Origin of the sequence: Nocardiopsis sp. NPDC058789, assembly GCF_042745575.1 — a bacterium.
Classification (GTDB): domain Bacteria; phylum Actinomycetota; class Actinomycetes; order Streptosporangiales; family Streptosporangiaceae; genus Nocardiopsis; species Nocardiopsis eucommiae.
This window is the reverse complement of the sequence record NZ_JBHYOW010000007.1, coordinates 259,861-277,342: the sequence shown is the minus strand read 5'-3', so window position 1 is coordinate 277,342 and position 17,482 is coordinate 259,861. Positions and strand designations below refer to the sequence as shown.

The 17,482-nt window shown below is 71.5% G+C and carries 12 protein-coding genes; 3 read left to right on the top strand and 9 right to left on the bottom strand.

Features of this window, described 5'->3' with window-relative positions; genetic code table 11:
* Positions 1–215: 215 nt before the first annotated feature.
* Entirely contained in the window at positions 216–2,429 is a 2,214-nt protein-coding gene (locus ACFW3L_RS12710; protein ID WP_378739553.1) for an MMPL family transporter, read from the bottom strand.
* A gap of 150 nt (positions 2,430–2,579) precedes the next feature.
* On the opposite strand from ACFW3L_RS12710, the gene ACFW3L_RS12705 reads away from it, so the two are divergent.
* The gene (locus tag ACFW3L_RS12705) at positions 2,580–3,353 is read left to right on the top strand and encodes a TetR/AcrR family transcriptional regulator (RefSeq protein WP_378739551.1); all 774 of its coding nucleotides are present in this window, start codon (positions 2,580–2,582) and stop codon (positions 3,351–3,353) included.
* Between the two features lie 1,014 nt (positions 3,354–4,367).
* On the top strand, positions 4,368–5,213 hold the full coding sequence (locus ACFW3L_RS12700) for a neutral zinc metallopeptidase (RefSeq protein WP_378739775.1): 846 nt from the start codon (positions 4,368–4,370) through the stop codon (positions 5,211–5,213).
* 2 nt (positions 5,214–5,215) lie between these two features.
* On the opposite strand, the gene ACFW3L_RS12695 is transcribed toward ACFW3L_RS12700, so the two are convergent.
* From ACFW3L_RS12695 to ACFW3L_RS12665, 7 genes are all read right to left on the bottom strand, one after another.
* The gene (locus ACFW3L_RS12695) at positions 5,216–6,607 is read right to left on the bottom strand and encodes an FAD-dependent oxidoreductase (protein ID WP_378739549.1); all 1,392 of its coding nucleotides are present in this window, start codon (positions 6,605–6,607) and stop codon (positions 5,216–5,218) included.
* 54 nt (positions 6,608–6,661) lie between these two features.
* The gene (dxs, locus tag ACFW3L_RS12690; protein ID WP_378739547.1) at positions 6,662–8,590 is read right to left on the bottom strand and encodes a 1-deoxy-D-xylulose-5-phosphate synthase; all 1,929 of its coding nucleotides are present in this window, start codon (positions 8,588–8,590) and stop codon (positions 6,662–6,664) included.
* Between the two features lie 287 nt (positions 8,591–8,877).
* Positions 8,878–9,648, bottom strand: coding sequence for a sulfite exporter TauE/SafE family protein (locus ACFW3L_RS12685; protein WP_378739545.1), 771 nt, complete (start codon positions 9,646–9,648; stop codon positions 8,878–8,880).
* A 188-nt stretch (positions 9,649–9,836) separates the two neighbouring features.
* Positions 9,837–11,114 (bottom strand): sugar ABC transporter permease, encoded by a 1,278-nt coding sequence (locus ACFW3L_RS12680; protein WP_378739543.1) that lies wholly within the window; start codon positions 11,112–11,114, stop codon positions 9,837–9,839.
* Complete coding sequence (locus ACFW3L_RS12675) at positions 11,111–11,911, bottom strand: ATP-binding cassette domain-containing protein (RefSeq protein WP_378739541.1); 801 nt, start codon at positions 11,909–11,911, stop codon at positions 11,111–11,113. The genes ACFW3L_RS12680 and ACFW3L_RS12675 overlap by 4 nt, the downstream gene beginning before the upstream one ends.
* 121 nt (positions 11,912–12,032) lie before the next feature.
* Complete coding sequence (locus ACFW3L_RS12670) at positions 12,033–13,181, bottom strand: sugar ABC transporter substrate-binding protein (protein ID WP_378739539.1); 1,149 nt, start codon at positions 13,179–13,181, stop codon at positions 12,033–12,035.
* Positions 13,182–13,426: 245 nt separating this feature from the next.
* Entirely contained in the window at positions 13,427–14,602 is a 1,176-nt protein-coding gene (locus tag ACFW3L_RS12665; protein ID WP_378739773.1) for an ROK family transcriptional regulator, read from the bottom strand.
* Between the two features lie 128 nt (positions 14,603–14,730).
* Here ACFW3L_RS12665 and ACFW3L_RS12660 point away from each other — a divergent pair, with 128 nt between their 5' ends.
* The gene (locus ACFW3L_RS12660) at positions 14,731–15,336 is read left to right on the top strand and encodes a uridine kinase (RefSeq protein WP_378739537.1); all 606 of its coding nucleotides are present in this window, start codon (positions 14,731–14,733) and stop codon (positions 15,334–15,336) included.
* Here the strand turns inward: ACFW3L_RS12660 and ACFW3L_RS12655 are convergent.
* Positions 15,330–17,456, bottom strand: a complete 2,127-nt coding sequence (locus tag ACFW3L_RS12655) for a serine/threonine protein kinase (RefSeq protein ID WP_378739535.1) — start codon at positions 17,454–17,456, stop codon at positions 15,330–15,332. The two genes, ACFW3L_RS12660 and ACFW3L_RS12655, sit on opposite strands and share 7 nt — an antisense overlap.
* Positions 17,457–17,482: the final 26 nt, after the last annotated feature.

Sequence of the window (17,482 nt, the reverse complement as noted above, 5' to 3'; positions counted from 1 at the left end):
GTCGCCAAGGGCCCGGTCTCCCCGAGGGGAGCCGGGCCCTTACGCCTCTCAGCCTGAGTGTCGGCCGGGTCGAGGAGCTCTTCGAGGACTGAGGGCTGGTGGGCCCCGCCCCGGCCGTTCGGAGACGTCATGACCCCGGGCGCTCCTCACGCAAGCCTCCACCACGCGCGGAACCCCGCCCGGCACGCGGCCGGGCGGGGTTCCGGGGTTCGGGGTCAGACCCCTGCGGGAACCCGCTCCCGCCGTTCGCTGAGCTCGGGGGATTCCTCCTCGTCGCCGCCCTCCGAGATACCGATCCGGTCGTGCAACCACCGCAGCGGGCGCGGCAGCCACCAGTTCCAGTCACCGAGCAGACGCATGGTGGCGGGCACCATGACCGCGCGCACCAGGGTGGCGTCGACCAGCACCGCGAGCGCGAGTCCGATTCCGATGATCTTCAGGAAGAGCAGCCCCGAGGTGCCCATCGCCACGAGCACCACGCCCAGCAACAGGGCGGCGCTGGTGATGATCCGGCCGGTGCGCTGAAGCCCCAGGGCCACTGATCGGGTGTTGTCGCCACTGCGCAGGTACTCCTCACGCACCCGGCTGAGCAGGAAGAGCTCGTAGTCCATCGCCAGCCCGAAGGAGACGATCATGATGAGCACCAGGTACGTGGGATCGATGGTGCCGACCGGGTCGAACCCGAGCAGCCCGGCGAAGAACCCCTCCTGGAAGCCCCAGATCACCACGCCGAGCGAGGCGCCCAGGGACAGCGCGCCCATGAGGACCGCCTTGACGGGCAGCACCACGGAGCCGAAGGCCAGGAAGAGCAGCACCAGCGTGGAACCGATGATGAACGCGACCGTCTTCGGGGCCTCCTGGACGATCGCGTCCAGGTTGTCCAGCTGCATGGCGGCCACACCGCCCACGAGGGTCTCCTCGGCGCCCTCGGGACCGGGTTCGGCGCGCACGTCACGCACCAGCCGCTGCACCTCGGGGTCGTCCGTGGCGCCCTGGTAGGCGACCTCCACGTGCGCGACGCCCTCCTCCGCCCGGGCGACACTCGTGCGGACCGCGCCGGGCAGGGCGTCGAGGCGCTCCACGTACTCCTCGACCGCCTCCTCGCCACTGTCACCGAGCACCGCCACGTGCAGCCTGCCGACCTGCCCGGCGGGGAAGTCCTCCGCCATGGCCTCGGTACCGACCCTGCTGGAGGCGTCGGCGGGCAGGTAGCGCTGGTCGGTGGCGCCGAACTGGGTTGAGGCGAGCCCGGAGCTGAAGGCCACCAGCACGCAGCCGACGGCGACCAGGGACACGGCGGGGCCCCGCATCACGGTGCGGGCGAACCTCGCCCAGGCCCCCGCGTTCTCGTCGATCACACCCGTCACGGTCCGGCGCGGCAGCGGGAGTGCGAGACGGTCGATCCGGCGTCCCACCACGGCCATCAGGGCGGGCAGGAAGACCAGGGCGGCGATCAGGTCGAAGGCCACCACGGCGATGCCGCCGAAACCGATGGATTTGAGGATGGGCTGCGGGAAGAACAGCAGGCCCGCGAAGGCGATGCCCACGGTCACCCCGGAGAAGGCGACGGTACGACCGGCGGTGTCCACCGTGCGGCGGACCGCGTCGGGGACGGTGCGCCCGCGTCCCAGCTCCTCACGGAAGCGGCTGACCATGAACAGGCCGTAGTCGATCGCCAGCCCCAGGCCGAGGAGGGTGGCGACGTTGATGGCGAAGACCGACACCTCGGTCACGGAGGTGAGCGCGCGCAGGACGGTGAGGGACCCGAGGATCGCCAGGCCGCCGACGGCGAGCGGTACGAGACCGGCGACCAGCCCGCCGAAGATCAGGACCAGCAGCAGGAGCAGGACCGGGAGCGTGATGAGCTCGGCGCGGATGATGTCGCTCTCCGCCGTCTCGGAGAGTTCGTGCTCGACCGCGATGGGGCCGCCCAGGTGGGTCTCCAACGGGCCGGACTCCAGGGCGCGCGCCGTGGCCTCGTACTGGTGCAGGCGCTCCTCGTGCGTCTCGCCCGTCAGGGTGACCGGCACGTAGGTCGCGTGCATATCCTCGGACACGAGCATGCCGCGCTCGACCTCCGAGAGGTCCTCGTCCAGGTACAGCTCGTATCCGGCGACCTCCTCGGGCAGGCCGTCGGTGATCCGCTGCACGGCCTGGGCGAAGGTCGGGTTGTCCACCCGCATCTCGTCGCTGCGGTAGACCGCGATGATGTCGATGTCGTCGTGTCCGAGCTCCTCCTGGAGCACGTCCATGGCCCGCGAGGACTCCGAGCCCGGGTCCTCGAACCCGCTCTGGCTGACGTCCGAGAAGACGCCGAGGCCCCACACCACGGAGAAGGCCGCGAAGAGTCCCGTGAGGGCCAGGATCCACCATCGGCCCCGGTGGGCGCCGAGCCCCAGTCGGCCGAAGAACCCCGTGTGTGTCGGCATGGGCCGCCCTTTCAAGCGAACGCTCGTCATGTTCGTGAACACTGTTTGCTAACGGTGTTCACTTAAGCGTGCAGGCATTACGATGTCAACATCACCGAGACAACCGAAGCGCCTCGACCCTGGCGCGTGAGACGGGGTGTACCGCAGCACATGACGAAACCGCCGGTCACAAGCGACCATCGGACCGGGGGCACCCTGAGCCGCCGCGAGCGTGTGCGCGAGGCCACACTCTCCGAGATCAAGGAGATCGCCCGCAGACACCTCGTGGAGTTCGGGGTCGTCGGGGTCTCCCTGCGCGCGATCGCCCGTGAGATGGGCATGACCGCCCCCGGCCTGTACCGCTACGTGCCCGGGATCGACGCCCTGCTCGTGATGATCACGGCGGAGATGTACGAGGAACTGGCCGACGTGGTGGCCGCCGCCGACGCCAGCATGCCCGTGGAGGACACTGACGGCCGCATCCTCGTCTCCCTGCGCGCCTTCCGGAACTGGGCCATCACCCACCAGGCCGAGTTCTCGGTGATGTTCGGGCCGAGGACCCGACTGGACCCCGAAGCCGACATCACCCGTGCCCTGGAGGCGGGCCGCCGTTTCGGTTCCACCTTCTTCACCCTCTTCGACCGCCTGGTCTCGGAGGAGCGCTTCCCGTTGCCGACGGACGAGGAGATCCCGGACGCGCTCCGCCCGGAGCTGCGTTCCTTCGCCGACTCCGTCGGATTCACCTCGCCCGACATCTCCGAGGGCGCCGTCATGGTCCTCACCGCGTGCTGGGTGCGCCTGTATGGCGTGGTCTGTATGGAGGTGTTCCAACATCTGAGTTTCGTGGTCGGGGACATGGAACCGTTCTTCGAGTCCGAGCTGCAGAACATGGCGAAGGACCTCGGGGTTCGCTATTCCGCACCCAGTGAGGCGGGGGGAGCCTGACCGGGACCCGTTCGTTCAAGCCCCATACTGGAGGTCTGCGGCAATTGCCGGATTCGTGGGTACGAATCCGGCATGCCGTTCCCGTGTAGGCGCGACGACGAGGACGATCCCGTGGAGAACCGAACCGGAGCTGACCAGCCCGGGGAGAATCCTCCCCACCCGGAGCGGACCGGTGCCCAACAGCGTCCGCCCGAAGACCCGGACACGTCCCGCCACGACGCCCCGAGCCCCTGGGCACCCGAGGCACAGTTCCCGCAGGACCCGGAGCCGGACCCGTCCGCACCCCAGGCAGCTCGGACGCCACACACAGGGCCCGTGTCCCCGCAGGCCCATCCGCCCAACCCGCACCAAGGGCCTCAGCCGCCGCACGTCCCGCAAGGTCCTCCGGGCCCCCAGAGACCCCAGGGGCTTCCCCAGGGCCCACCGCCCGCCACTCCCCCGCACCCACACGTCCCCGGCCCTCAGGCCCCACAGGCAGCGAATCCGGCTCAGGAGTATCAGGCTTCACCTGCCCCGCAGGCGCCACACGGACAACAGGCCGCACACGGGCCTCAGGCACCGCAAAGCCCACAGGGGTCACAGGGGCCGCACGCTCCGCTGGAGCCGCAGCCGGGACAGCCCCAGGCGAGTCCCACACACACCTCACAAGCGAACCCGCCACAGGGACCGCCGCACGCGCAGGCCCCTGGTCCTCACGCGTCCCCTGCTGCGCAGGGGCCACACGGGCAGCAGGCGGCACACGGGTCACAGGGGCACCAGTTCGGCGCTCAGGCGCCGCACACGGCGCGAGGGCGGCAGTGGGGTCTCCCCCAGCCCGTCCCCGGCGCGAACCCGCCCCGGGGCCCCCGGACGAACGTGGCGTGGGGACCTCCTCGGCCGCCGCACGCCCCGCAGGGGTACCAGGCGCCCGCGCCCTCGTGGGCCCAGGGGCAGCCCCCGGCACACGTGCCGACGTACCACCCGCAGCCGCAGTGGGGGACGTACCCGCCGCCGCGCCGGGACCGGGGCAGAGCCGTGCTGGTGGCGGCGTTCTCGGCGGCCTCGGTCGCCCTGGTCGCGCTCGTCGCCAGCGTCGTCATCGTGGTGAACACCCCGCAGGAGGACGTCTCCACGGGCGGGACCGACCTGTCCGCGTTCTACGACACCTCCCTGCACGCCCAGCCGCACCCGGCGGAGGTCGACATCGTCGACCACCCGCTCTACGGCGTCGCCATGCCCGAGTCGGTCGACTGCGGCCTGCCGGAGCTGCGCACCGACTCGGACGACTCCTGGGAGGCGTTCGCCAACGAGGCCGGGACCTGCCTGAACGAACTGTGGGCGCCGGTCATGGACGAACTCCGCCTGGACCCCGAACTACCCGAGATCACCGTCACCGACGAGGCCCTGGAGACGGACAGCGAGGACTCCTTCACCCTGGCCTACTACGAGAGCGACCGGGGCCTCATCACCGTGGTCCTGCCCAACGTGCGCCAGGTCGGCGAGCAGATCCCCGACACCCACCAGGCGGACGTGTGGCTCGCGCTGATGGGCCACGAGTACGCCCACCACGTGCAGTACGCCACCGGCATCCTGACCATCTCCCACGACCTCCGCCGCAGCGCGGGCAGCGAGGCCGACGAGCTGGACACCCTGCGCCGCACCGAACTCCAGGCCGAGTGCATGGCCGGGATCGGGCTGCGCGGCCTCACGGACCCCGGGGGCGACTCCCTGGACGTGGTCAACCTCCACTTCAACGGCGGCGGTGACCTCGACACCCACGGCAGCGCGGCCAACCGGGCGTACTGGCTGGAGTCCGGGTACACCAGCCCGACCGTGGGCGGGTGCAACACCTACGACGCGGCCGCCGGGGACGTGACCTGACCTCAGCCCTGTCCGAGGATCCGCCGGTAGGCCTCCCAGTCCCGGAACTTCACGCGTTCCCCCCGCTCCAGGTCCGCGGCCTGGTCGGCCTCGGCGGTGTCGATGCGCAGCCAGCCCTCGTAGTCGCTGTGCCGCAGCCCCCGGTCGTCCAGCACCCGTTCCAGGGCCACGGGTTCGGGGACCGCGTCACGCAGGCCGGGGGCGTCCTCCAGCAGCGCGCGGACGGTCCCGGCGGCGTCGGACTTGTTCGTGCCGATCACCCCGCTGGCGCCCCGCTTGATCCACCCCGCCACGTAGTTACCCGGCACCGGTGCTCCCCCGGCGTCCAGCACCCGGCCCTCCTCGTGCGGCACGGTCCTCGCGCCGGAGTCGAAGGGCACACCTTCGAGGGGCACTCCGGCGTACCCGACCGAGCGCAGCACCATACCGACGTCCAGCACCTCGTGCTCACCGGTCCCCTCCAGGTGTCCCTCCGGGGTGAGCCGGGTGCGCTCGACCCGTAGGCCCCGCACGCGGTCCTCACCCAGGATCTCCACGGGTCGGGACCAGAAGTGCAGTTCCACGCGGCGCGGGCGCCCCTCTGGGGCGCGCTCGGCCTGTTCGCGCAGCAGCCTGAGGTTGGTGCGCGCCGCCCGGGACACGTCGCGCAGCCCGGGGCGGTCGGCCCCGATCTCGGTCAGGTCGATGTCCACCTGTTCGGGGCGCACCACGATGTCCGCGCCGGGGAGGTCCAGCAGGTCACGGAGTTCGGGCGCGGTGAACTTGGCCTGGAGCGGGCCCCGGCGGGCCAGGAGGTGGATCCTGCGCACGCGGCTGGCGGCGAACACCTCCAGCACGGCCTCGGGAACGTCCGTGTGCCGGAGCTCGTCGGCGGTCTTGGCCAGGACACGGACCACGTCGAGGGCCACGTTGCCCGCCCCGACGACCGCGACCTCCTCGGCGTCGAGGGAGAAGTCGTTCCACGTGTTGTCGGGGTGGCCGCAGTACCAGTTGACGAAGTCGGTCGCGGCGACGCTGCCGGGCAGATCCTCACCGGCCACGCCCATGCGCCGGTCCACGCTGGCCCCGGTCGCGTAGACGACGGCGTGGTGGGACCGGGCCAGGTCGGCGCGGGTGAGGTCGGTGCCGAACTCGACGCCGCCGACGAACCGCACGTGCGGGTGCTCCAGAACCCTGCGCAGCGTCCGCGCCACGCCCTTGATCTTGGTGTGGTCGGGCGCCACCCCGTAGCGGACCAGGCCGTAGGGGGTGGGCAGCCGGTCCACGATGTCCACCCGGACCGGCACGCGGCGCTGGCGGGTGAGGGCGTCGGCGGCGTAGACCCCGGCCGGGCCGGAGCCGATCACGGCCACCCTGAGCGGAGTCTCGTCCTGCGGGCTGGGCTGGTCGGTCATGCACCCATTCTGGCAGCACCGGAGGCGGTTCCGGTGCTGCCAGAATGGTGTGGATCAGGCCTTCTCGTCGGCCAGTTCGGGGTGTCGGCCGCCGCGCTCGCCGTACCGGGACACGGTCTCGGTGAGCTTGCGGGACAGTTCCTGCGGGGTCAGGCCCTGCTGCTGGAGGATGCGGTCGCGCTTGGCGTGGTCGAGGAACTCCTGCTCGATGCCGAAGGTCCGCACGGGCACGTCCACCTCGTGGTCGCGCAGCAGGCGGGCCACGGCGTCCCCGACGGCGCCGGTACGGCCGTTGTCCTCCACGACCGCGACCACGGAGTGCTCGGCGGCCTCGGCCACCAGGGCCTCGTCCAGCGGCTTGACCCAGCGCGGGTCGATCACCGTGACGCCGATGCCCTGGTCGGCCATGCGGTCGGCCACCTCACAGGCGACCTGGGCCATGGTGCCCACCCCGACGATGAGCAGGTCCTTGCCGTGACCGCCGTCGGTGGCGCGGCGCAGCAGGTCCATGCGGCCGACCTTGCCGATCTCGGGCAGTTCCTCGGCGACGGCGCCCTTGGGGTAGCGCACGACGGTGGGGGCGTCCTCCACGGCCACGGCCTCGCGCAGCAGGGCGCGCATGCGGACGGCGTCACGCGGGGCGGCCAGGCGGAGTCCGGGGACGACCTGGAGGATGGACATGTCCCACATGCCGTTGTGGCTGGCGCCGTCGTTGCCGGTGACGCCCGCGCGGTCCAGGCAGAAGGTGACGCCCTGGCGGTGCAGGGCGGCGTCCATGAGCACCTGGTCGAAACAGCGGTTGAGGAAGGTCGCGTAGACGGCGACCACCGGGTGCAGGCCGTTCATCGCCATGCCGGTGGCGGCGGTGGCGGCGTGCTGCTCCGCGATCCCGACGTCGAAGACGCGGTCGGGGTAGGCGTCCGCGAACTTGTTCAGACCGGTCGGGTGGAGCATCGCGGCGGTGATGCCGACGATGTCCTCGCGCTCGCGGCCCAGCTCCACCATGGTGTCGGCGAAGACCGACGTCCACTTCTCGACCTTGGGGCCGGGCTTGGCCTCACCGGTGTCGATGTCGAAGGGGCCGGGGGCGTGGAACTGGTCCTCGTCGTGGTTCTCGGCCGGGGCGTACCCCTTGCCCTTCTGGGTGATGACGTGGACGATCACCGGTCCGCCGAAGTCGCGGGCCCGGCGCAGGGCCTTCTCCACGGCGGGCTCGTCGTGGCCGTCGATGGGGCCCAGGTACTTCAGCCCCAGGTCCTCGAACATCATCTGCGGCTGGATGGTGTCCTTGAGGCCCTTCTTGAGGCCGTGCAGGGCCTCGTAGAGGGGCTGGCCGACCACCGGGGTGCGGTTGAGGGTGTTCTTGGCCAGGTCCAGCGCCTGCTCGTAGCCGGGGGTCATGCGCAGCGAGGAGAGGTGGTCCGCCAGGCCGCCCATCGTGGGCGAGTAGGAGCGGCCGTTGTCGTTGACGACGATGACCAGGCGCCGGTTCCGCTTCTCCGCGATGTTGTTCAGGGCCTCCCAGGCCATGCCGCCGGTGAGGGCGCCGTCCCCGATGACGGCGACCACGGTCCGGTCGGTACGGCCCTGGACCTCGTTGGCCTTGGCCATGCCGTCGGCGTACGACAGCGAGGTGGAGGCGTGGGAGTTCTCGATGAAGTCGTGCTCGGACTCGGCGCGGGAGGGGTAGCCGGACAGGCCGCCCTCGGACTTCAGGTCGCTGAAGTCGTGGCGGCCGGTGAGGACCTTGTGCGCGTAGGCCTGGTGGCCGGTGTCGAAGAGAATGGGGTCCTTCGGTGAGTCGAAGACCCGGTGCAGCGCGATGCTCAGCTCGACGACGCCGAGACTGGGACCGAGGTGCCCCCCTGTCTGGGAGCAGGAGTCGACCAGGAAGTCCCTGATCTCCCGGGCCAGCACAGGGAGCTGGTCGGCCGGGAGCTTCTTGAGCGCTTCCGGATTGTGTATCGACTCGAACAGTGTCACTGTCTCGTCAGTCCCCTCGTCCAGCGTGTCCACGTTACGTTTGCCGCTCCGGCCCCTGACGTGGGCCGGACATGGCTACCGACAGGTATACGTACCCGAGTTTATGGGCCTTCGCCCGCGGGTCACACCCGGCGTCCCCCCGAGGCTACGGATCTGACGGTACCCCCGGCACAAGGGTGTGGCCCTTGCGGAGGACACCGCCGGGGCCCGCACCCGCCTCGGAGGTTTCGGCGTAGATTACTCCCTCTTGGGAGCGGGTTTACCTGATACGGCCCGAGTGGCCGAGGTTAGCCGAGCGCGGCCTGTGCGAGGAGGCCGATCGCGGAGACGGTCACCACACACAGCAGGGCCCTGCGCATCAGCCCCGGGTCGACCCACCGGCGGATCCGGTTTCCGACGAGGAACCCCAGGCCCACGCAGGGGATGGCGGCGACCCCGGCCGCGGCGGTACGGGCGTCCAACTGCCCGCCGATTCCGAGGGACACCAGGGAGAGGGCACCGCCGAGCAGGAAGAACGCGGCCAGGGTGGCGCGCACGCGCTCCGGCGGTTCGTGCTGGTAGAGCAGCGCCATGGGCGGTCCGCCCACCGAGGTGGCGGTGCCCGCGAACCCCGAGAGGGTGCCCGCCGTGACCAGGGAGACCGGGGTGATGCGCACCCGGAAGGACCGCACGGTCAGGGCGACGGCCACGAGCACCATGACGCCGACCACCGCCGCGAGGGCGCGGGGTTCGAGGACCGCCACGACCCACACCGCCAGTACGGTTCCCGGAACGCGGGCGGGCAGCCCCCAGGCGAGGCCGCGCCAGTCCACGTGGCGCCACTCCTGGACGAGGGTGAGCATCGGCAGGACGATCACGGCGATCAGGAGGGAGCCGGGCATGAGTGTGGGGTCGAGGAAGGAGATCACCGGGGCGGCGACCAGACCGAGGCCGAGCCCGACCATGCTCTGGACGGCCGCCCCGGCGAGGACGGCGGTGGCCGCGGTCAGGAGGAAGACCCAGGCGTCGATCTGCCCGAACAGGGTGTGGGGCGTGGGTGTGAGGAGATCAGCGAACATGAGGGGACGACGGTATATCCCCCTCTGGCCGATCGGGATTAGGAGATAGGGAGATGGGACGACGTCGCCTCCATAGCGACGCACCTCGCACACTTCGCGCACGTGGGAGGGCCCAGACCGGTGGGAGTGGGAACCGGCCCGGGCCCCGCGAACGGCCGGGGAGGACGGCCGCCGCGCTGGGGGGAAGGCTAGGCGCCGCCCCTGGCGTGGGTCCTGCGTCCGCGACGGGAGACGGCGTCGAGCACGACCGCGATCAGCAGGACCGCCGCCGTGATCATGAAACGCACCGAGGTGTCCATCTGGAGCAGCAGCAGACCCGAGGTGATGGCACCCAGCACCAGGCCGCCGAGCAGGGCCGAGTAGGCGTTCCCCCGCCCGCCGAACAGGCTCGTGCCGCCGATCACGGCCGCCGCGATGGCCATCATCAGTTCGGCGCCGCCGCCCGTGGAGACGCTGGCCGCGAAGTTGCGGGAGACCAGCATGACGCCGCCGAGCGCGGCCAGGGTGGAGGCGATCCCGAAGACGGAGATCCGGATCAGGTCCACGTTGATCCCGGCCCGGCGCGCCGCCTCGGAGCTGCCGCCCACGGCGTAGACCATGCGGCCGTAGCGGGTCTTGCGCAGCACCAGGTCCAGCACCACCACGAAGCCCACGAAGATGAGGAAGGCGAGCGGTACGCCCTTGTACTGGTTGAGGACCCACACGCCGCCCGCCAGCGGCAGGGAGAGCAGGAGGGTGCGGAACAGCACCTCGGCCAGGGGCTTGTACGGCAGGCCCGCCGAGCGGCGTCTGCCCTCGACCACCAGGACCGACAGCAGGTAGAGGCCCACGGCGAGCAGGACCAGGAACCAGCCCACCACCGGGACGAAGTAGGTCTGGGTGAGCATCGCGATGGCGCCGCTGGAGCTGGTGTTGATGCTCCCGTCGCCGCCCATGAGGTAGAGGTGCACACCCTGCCAGCCGAGCAGCCCGGCGAGGGTGACCACGAAGGCCGGTACGCCCATCTTCGCGAAGACGAACCCGTGGAGCAGACCCACGAGGAGGCCGACGGCCACGGCCGCTCCGACCGCCGCCCACTCGGACCAGCCGTGCCGGACCGCGAGGACCGCCAGGACCCCGGCGGACAGTCCCGCCACCGATCCGATGGACAGGTCGATCTCACCGAGCAGCAGGACCATGATGACGCCTGTGGTCATGAGGCCGATCGCGGCGATCTGCACGGTCAGGTTCGACAGGTTCTGCGGGGACAGGAACCGGTCGTTCATCGACTGGAAGACGACGGCGATCAGCAGGAGGCCGACGATGACCGGCGCCGCGCCGAGCTCCCCTCCCCTGAGGTTGCGTCGCAGGGCCCTGAGCCATCCGCCGGGCGAGGCGACGGTGGCCAGCAGGCGGGGGTCGCGCCGGGGTTCGCTCGCCGTCACGGACGTGTCGCCGTCCTGGGAGGTGTGTGTCTGCTGGCTCATTCCTTGTCCTTCGTGGCCGTGGCCGATGAGCCGGTACGGGTGGATCGACGGGTCACCGGGTTGTCGGAGGCACCGGTGATGGCGGCCACGATCTCCTCGTAGCTGGTCGAGGCGATGGGGAAGTCGCCCGCGTTGCGGCCGAGGCGGAGCACGACGGCACGGTCCGCGACGGCACGGACGTCGGCCATGTTGTGGCTGATCAGGACGACCCCCAGCCCCTGGTCGCGCAGGCGCTCGATGAGGTCGAGGACCTGGGCGGTCTGGGCGACGCCCAGCGCGGCGGTGGGTTCGTCGAGCATGACGACGCGGGGCTGGCCCAGCAGGGACCGGGCGATGGCGATGATCTGCCGCTGCCCGCCGGAGAGGGCGGCGACGGGGATCCGCAGGTCGGGGATGCTCACCGACAGGGAGTCGAGGAGCTCCACGGCCCGCCGTTCCATCTCGACCTCGTCGAGGGTGCCGGGGAAGTGGAGGCGCTCGTTGCCCAGGAAGAGGTTGCCGACGATGTCCAGGTTGTCGCAGAGGGCGAGGTCCTGGTAGATGGTGGCGATCCCGAGGCGTTGGGCGTCGGCGGGCGCCCCGATGGTGACCGGCGTGCCGTCCCAGAGGACGGTGCCGCCGCTGTCGGCCGGGTGCGCTCCGGCGATGACCTTGACGAGGGTCGACTTGCCCGCGCCGTTGTCCCCGAGCAGGGCGACCACCTCCCCCGGGTCGACCTGGAAGTCGACCTCGGAGAGGGCCTTGACGGCCCCGAAGGTCTTGGAGATCCCGGACAGTTCCAGGACGGGTGTGCTCATGTGCCTGTTTCTCTCTCTCGCCCCGGCGGGACGGGGCCGGTCGCTCCACGCGGCCCGGCCCTCGCGGGGCGTCGCGTCCGGGCCGCCTCCGGCAGCGGGGCGGCCCGGACGTCGGATCTGGCTAGAGGGCTTCCTTGCAGAAGTCGAAGTCGGCGTAGTCGTCGGTGCAGATCTGCTCGATGGTGTAGAAGCCGTCGGAGACGACCGTGTCCGCGATGTCGTCGACGGTGACCGCGACGGGGTCGAGCAGGACGGAGTCGACCTTCTCGCCATCCGCGTCCTCGACCTCGGTGACGCTGTGCTCACCCGCTTCGAGGTCGTCGCCGGTGGCCAGGGAGACGGCCATGGCGGCGGCGATCTCGGCCTCGGGGCGGATGGCCTTGTAGACGGTCATGTACTGCTCGCCGGAGACGATCCGCTGGATGCCGTGCAGCTCGGCGTCCTGTCCGGTGACGGGCGGGAGGTCGTCGACGGAGACCCCGGCGCTGCGCAGGGCGGAGATGATGCCCGCCGCCATGCCGTCGTTGGCCGAGTAGACGCCGACGATCTCGTCCAGGCCGAGGGAGGTGATGGCGCCCTCCATCTGGCTGTTGGCCTCGTCCGGTGACCAGTCGGGGGTGTCGAACTCCTGGCCGATCTCGACCTGGCCCTCGAAGATCTCGTGGGCGCCCGCCTTGAAGTCGCCCGCGTTGGGGTCGGTCGGTGAGCCGTTGATCATGACGATCTGGCCGTCACCGGCGGTCCCCTCCTGTTCGAGGGCGCCCAGCAGGGCCTCGGCCTGGACCTGACCGACCCGGAAGTTGTCGAAGGAGACGTACATGTCGACACCGCCCTGGGCGAGGCGGTCGTAGGCCACCACGGGCACCCCCTGGCCGCGTGCCTCGTTCACGGTTCCGGCGGCGGCCTCGGAGTCGACGGCCCCGAGCACGAGCACGTCGACCCCGGCGGTCAGCATCGCCTGGGCCTGGGTCTGCTGTTCGTCGACGTCCTGGTCGGCGTTGGCGTACGAGAGCTCGCAGTTGGGACAGAGGTCCGTCAGCGCCTCCTCGAAGTACGGCTTGTCGAAGGCCTCGTAGCGGGCGGTCTGGAGCTCGGGGAGCAGCAGGCCGACGTGGAATCCCTCCTCGATGCTGTGGGTCTGGGTCTCACCGGCGGAGTCGTCCGTGGTGAGCGAACCGCAGGCGGTGGCGAACAGGGCCAGGGCCGCACCGGCGGCGGCGACGCCCAGGGGTGCGGTGGGGCGACGGTGTGGGGAGCGTCTCGTGGTCAACGCGGGGGGCCTCTCTTGCGGAACCAGCGCGGATGAGAATGCGCGATCGATGGTGTGAAGTAGAACCCCGCGTCCACCTTGTCGTCAACTGTTGAACACATAACCGAAACATCACGAGTCTTGAGTTCACAAGGTTAAATCAGCATCGACGCAGGCCAGGACGCTTGCCGCCAAGGTGAACACCGTACGGGAGGGTCGGAAACCTCGGGACGGGCGCCCTCGGGGCGCGGCCGAGAGGTCCGGGTTCAGCTCAGGCTGTGCGCGGCCGTGAGCAGCGCGCCACGGATGGACGCGTCCTCGCCCAGGGCACTGGTCCCCAGTTCGAGCTGGGCCAGGGCGCCGCCCAGGGTTCCCAGCTCCATCGACCTGCGCATGGGCACCAGCAGCAGGTCCCCCGCCTCGGCCAGGTCGCCGCCGACCACCACGCGGTCCGGGTTGAACAGGTTGGCCATGATCGCCACCCCCTGCCCCAGGGCGCTCCCCGCCTCCGCGACGATGCGGCGGCTGCCGGGGTCTCCCTCCCGCGCGGAGGCGACCATCTCCCGCAGCAGGGCCCGGTCCGTGCTGGCGGCGAGGTCGTGGGTCCGGGGCAGCATGTTCAGCAGGTACCCGGTACCCACGAAGGTCTCCAGGCAGCCCCGGTTGCCGCAGCGGCAGACCTGGCCGCGCGGGTCCAGGCCGATGTGCCCGATCTCGCCCGCCGTACCGCCCGCGCCCCGGAAGAGTCGACCGGACATGACGATGCCCGCGCCCACGCCCTCCCCGAGGATCAGGTGGATGACGTGGTCGGCCCCACGGGCGGCGCCCAGCTCCCGTTCGGCCACCACCGCGAGGTTGGCGTCGTTCTCGGCCAGCACCGGCACGCCGAGCCGCTCCCCCAGCGCCTCCGCGGGGCGGAACCCCGCCCACCGGGGCAGGCAGGAGATGGCGCCGACCTCGCCGGTCCCGGGCGCGATCGGCCCCGGGACGGAGGCCACCACGGAGGTGACCGTGCCCAGGTCGATCCGGGCGCCCAGCAGGGCGGTCTCGGTCAGCCAGGCGGCCCGGCGCACGGCCCTCCCGGCGTCGACGGCCACCTCGTAGGCGATCGCCTCGCGGGCCAGCACGTTGCCTTCGCTGTCACCGACCGCCACACGGATCCGGTCGTCGCCGAAGTCCACGGCCACGACGGTGCCCGGCGGCCTGAGGAGGGTGACGGCCCGGGCCCGGCGGCCGTTGGAGGAGGTGTCGCGCACGGACACGGTCCCGGCGGCGCGCAGGCCCCGCACGATGTTGGAGACGCTGGCCGCCGACAGCCCCGTGGCACGGGCCAGTTCGGCCTGGGTGCGGGTTCCGTCGCGGCGCAGCACGTCCACGACGCGCCGTTGGTTGGCCTCCCGCAGCGCGGACTGGGATCCGGGGGTCGTGCCGGCCTCGGTCACCACGTGCCCCGTCTCCGTCCGCTCGCTCCGGCGTTGTTCCGTCGAATGTTACAAGCATTGAACGGGGAACCGGACCTTCGAGCCCCGGCCCGGTCCGGCGACCACGGCCATGCCCTAGGTTCGTTGGCATGGAGAGGGTGAGCACCGACCGGCCCGGGTGGGCGGAGGACGTGGCCGGGGCGGTTCTGGGCGCCGACCGGCGGGGACCGCTCGTCCGGGTCGTGGCGGTGGAGGGGCGTTCCGGGTCGGGCAAGAGCATGGTGGCCGCTCGGGTGTGCCGCGCGCTGGCCGACCGGGACGAGCCGGTGGCCCTGGTGACGATGGAGGACCTCTACCCGGGCTGGGAGGGGCTGGCCGAGGCGCCCGCCCTGCTCAGGTCGTGGGTACTGCTGCCCCTGGCCGAGGGGCGCCCGCCCGCCTGGCACCGGTACGACTGGAAGCACGGGGCGTTCGGTGCGGAGCGGGTCACCCTCCCCGCCGCCCTCGTCGCACGCGGGGGCACCCTGGTCGTGGAGGGGTGTGGTTCGGGGGCGGCCCCCGTGCGCGACCTCCCGGACCTGCTGGTGTGGGTGGAGGCCGACGCGCGGACGCGGGCCCGCAGGCTCGACGCCCGGGAGGACGCGGACACCTACGCCCCGCACCGTGCGTCGTGGGCCCGCCAGGAGAACGCCCTGTACGCCTGCGACCCGCCTCGGGACCGCGCCGACCTGCTGGTCGAGAACGGTCCTCAGTAGTCCTTGACGGGCGGGCGCGAGCAGAGTTCGCGGGCGCGCCGGATGTCGGCGTCCATCGTGCGCAGGCCCGCCGCCAGCGCCTGCCCCTGGAGGGGGATGTTGCGCAGACGCAGGTCGCGCGCCTCACGCGCGGAGGACCCCCCGAAGCTCCCGTTCTCCCTGAACCTCATGATCAGCGCGACGCTCCCCGCGGCGAGGGACGACAGGAAGAACAGCATGCCCAGTCCCGAACCGTTGAGCGCCACTCCGAGGACCAGGGACAGGAACAGGAAGACGATGGCCGCCGCCAGGAACATCGTCCTGATCCTGGAGATCTGCCCCGACTCCGAGGCCGCGGCGGCCAGCGAACTGTGCTCACGGCGCAGGGACTCCCGCTGTTCCGCCCACACCCTGCGCTGTCGGATCAGGGTCACCACGGCCGGCAGGGAACCGTAGACCGCCGCCGCGTACCCCGCCCGTCGGGCCCCCGAGGAGAGCTCGACGCGTGACCAGAGCGCGCTCGTCCAGTCCAGGGCGCCGGGCATGTCCCCCGGGTCCGGGGGCACCATGAGATCGGGGTTGAGCAGGAAGGTGAGCGCCAGCGCCGGGTCCATCCGACCCTCGAACCCGCGCCAGCCGTTGAGGTTCTGGGCCAGTTCCCGGTGGAAGGCCATCCCGGTCCGCTCGGCCTCCTCGACGTCCCGGGCCAGTCTGCGCAGCTCCGGGCCGTCCTCGTGCCGGTGCTCCGTCATCTGCCGCAGCAGCTGCGGCCGGGCCAGCAGCATGAGTTCGTTGGCCTCGTGCCCGCCGGTGATCAGCGGACGCGGATCGTGGAAGAGCTCCCGCAGCCCGGCGAGGGTGAGTTCGTGCCCCCGGAAGAGGGGTGGCAGGTCCGGACAGGCCTGGGCGACGAAGGACGCCACGGCCATGTTCGCGTCCCGGACCTCCCTGCGGAACAGGGAGCGGTCCACCTTGGTGTCGTTGATGTCGTTCATGACCCAGGAGCCGAGCATGGCCCGCTCGGCCGGGTCTCCGAGGATCATCACCGCCTCGGTCCAGTGCTCCTGCATGGCGGCGGCCAGCGGCTCGATCCTGGTGAAGCGCACCCCCGCGAAGCGGTAGGGCGGGACGCCCTCGTCGGGGTCCGTGTCGGGCGCCGACGGACCGTAGGAGCTCTGGAGCCGTACCAGTGACGGCGGCGGGGTGAGGTACGCGGGCCTGCCCGAGGGCGGTGCGGCCGCGTGGTGCGGCGGCGCCTCGGGTGACGGGGGCCGGGGCGCGTCCCCTTCCGGACCGGGGGACGGCGGCTCCGACGACTGACCGGCGGAACCGGGAGCGGTCCCCGCGACCAGGTGGTGGAGGAGGGCGGGCGCGTCCGGGCGCCGCCTCGGGTTCTTGTCCAGGCAGGCCAGGACGGTGTCCAACAGTGGCCCGGACAGGTCCCCGGTGTCGGGTTCCCCCGAGAGCACCCTGGCGATGCGCGCGGCCTGGGTGGGGCCGTGGAAGGCGTCCCGACCCGTGGCGGCGAACACCATCACCGACGCCCAGGAGAAGACGTCCACGGCCGCGGTGAGGCGCATGCCCTCCAGCTGTTCCGGTGCCATGTACCCGACCGTGCCGACGATGCCGCTGGCGGTCACGGAGGTGGACTCCACCGCGCGGGCGATCCCGAAGTCGATCACCCGGGGCCCGTCCGAGGCGAGCATGATGTTGTCCGGCTTCAGGTCCCGGTGCACCACACCCGCCGCGTGGATGGCCGCGAGCGCGGTGGCCGTGGCGACGGCGAGGCGCTGGAGCTCGGCACCGGTGCGGGGTCCCTCGACGGTCACGGCCCGGTGGAGGGTGGGCCCGTCGATGAACTCCGTGGCGATCCAGGGCTGCGCGGCGTCGGGGTCGGCGTCCAGGATCGTCGCGATACAGAACCCGCTCACCCGGCGGGCCTGATCCACCTCGGCGGCGAAGCGGCGCCGCATGTCGGTGTCACTGGACCAGTTGGCGTGCAGGAGCTTGACGGCGGCGCGGGTACCGTCCTCGGCCTCACCGAGGAACACCTCCCCGAAACCGCCCCTGCCCAGCGATCGCGTCAGGGTGTACGGACCGACCGCGCGGGGGGCGGGCGTCAAGTCCGTGGTCTCGTCCACGAGCGCGTCCTTCCTTGTCTCTCTTG

What these genes read in the sequence shown, in the direction of transcription:
- ACFW3L_RS12675 (WP_378739541.1), bottom strand. Translation starts at nt 11,911, where the DNA reads ATGAGCACACCCGTCCTGGAACTGTCCGGGATCTCCAAGACCTTCGGG.
- ACFW3L_RS12695 (WP_378739549.1), bottom strand. Translation starts at nt 6,607, where the DNA reads ATGACCGACCAGCCCAGCCCGCAGGACGAGACTCCGCTCAGGGTGGCC.
- ACFW3L_RS12680 (WP_378739543.1), bottom strand. Translation starts at nt 11,114, where the DNA reads ATGAGCCAGCAGACACACACCTCCCAGGACGGCGACACGTCCGTGACG.
- ACFW3L_RS12710 (WP_378739553.1), bottom strand. Translation starts at nt 2,429, where the DNA reads ATGCCGACACACACGGGGTTCTTCGGCCGACTGGGGCTCGGCGCCCAC.
- ACFW3L_RS12705 (WP_378739551.1), top strand. Translation starts at nt 2,580, where the DNA reads ATGACGAAACCGCCGGTCACAAGCGACCATCGGACCGGGGGCACCCTG.
- ACFW3L_RS12660 (WP_378739537.1), top strand. Translation starts at nt 14,731, where the DNA reads ATGGAGAGGGTGAGCACCGACCGGCCCGGGTGGGCGGAGGACGTGGCC.
- ACFW3L_RS12685 (WP_378739545.1), bottom strand. Translation starts at nt 9,648, where the DNA reads ATGTTCGCTGATCTCCTCACACCCACGCCCCACACCCTGTTCGGGCAG.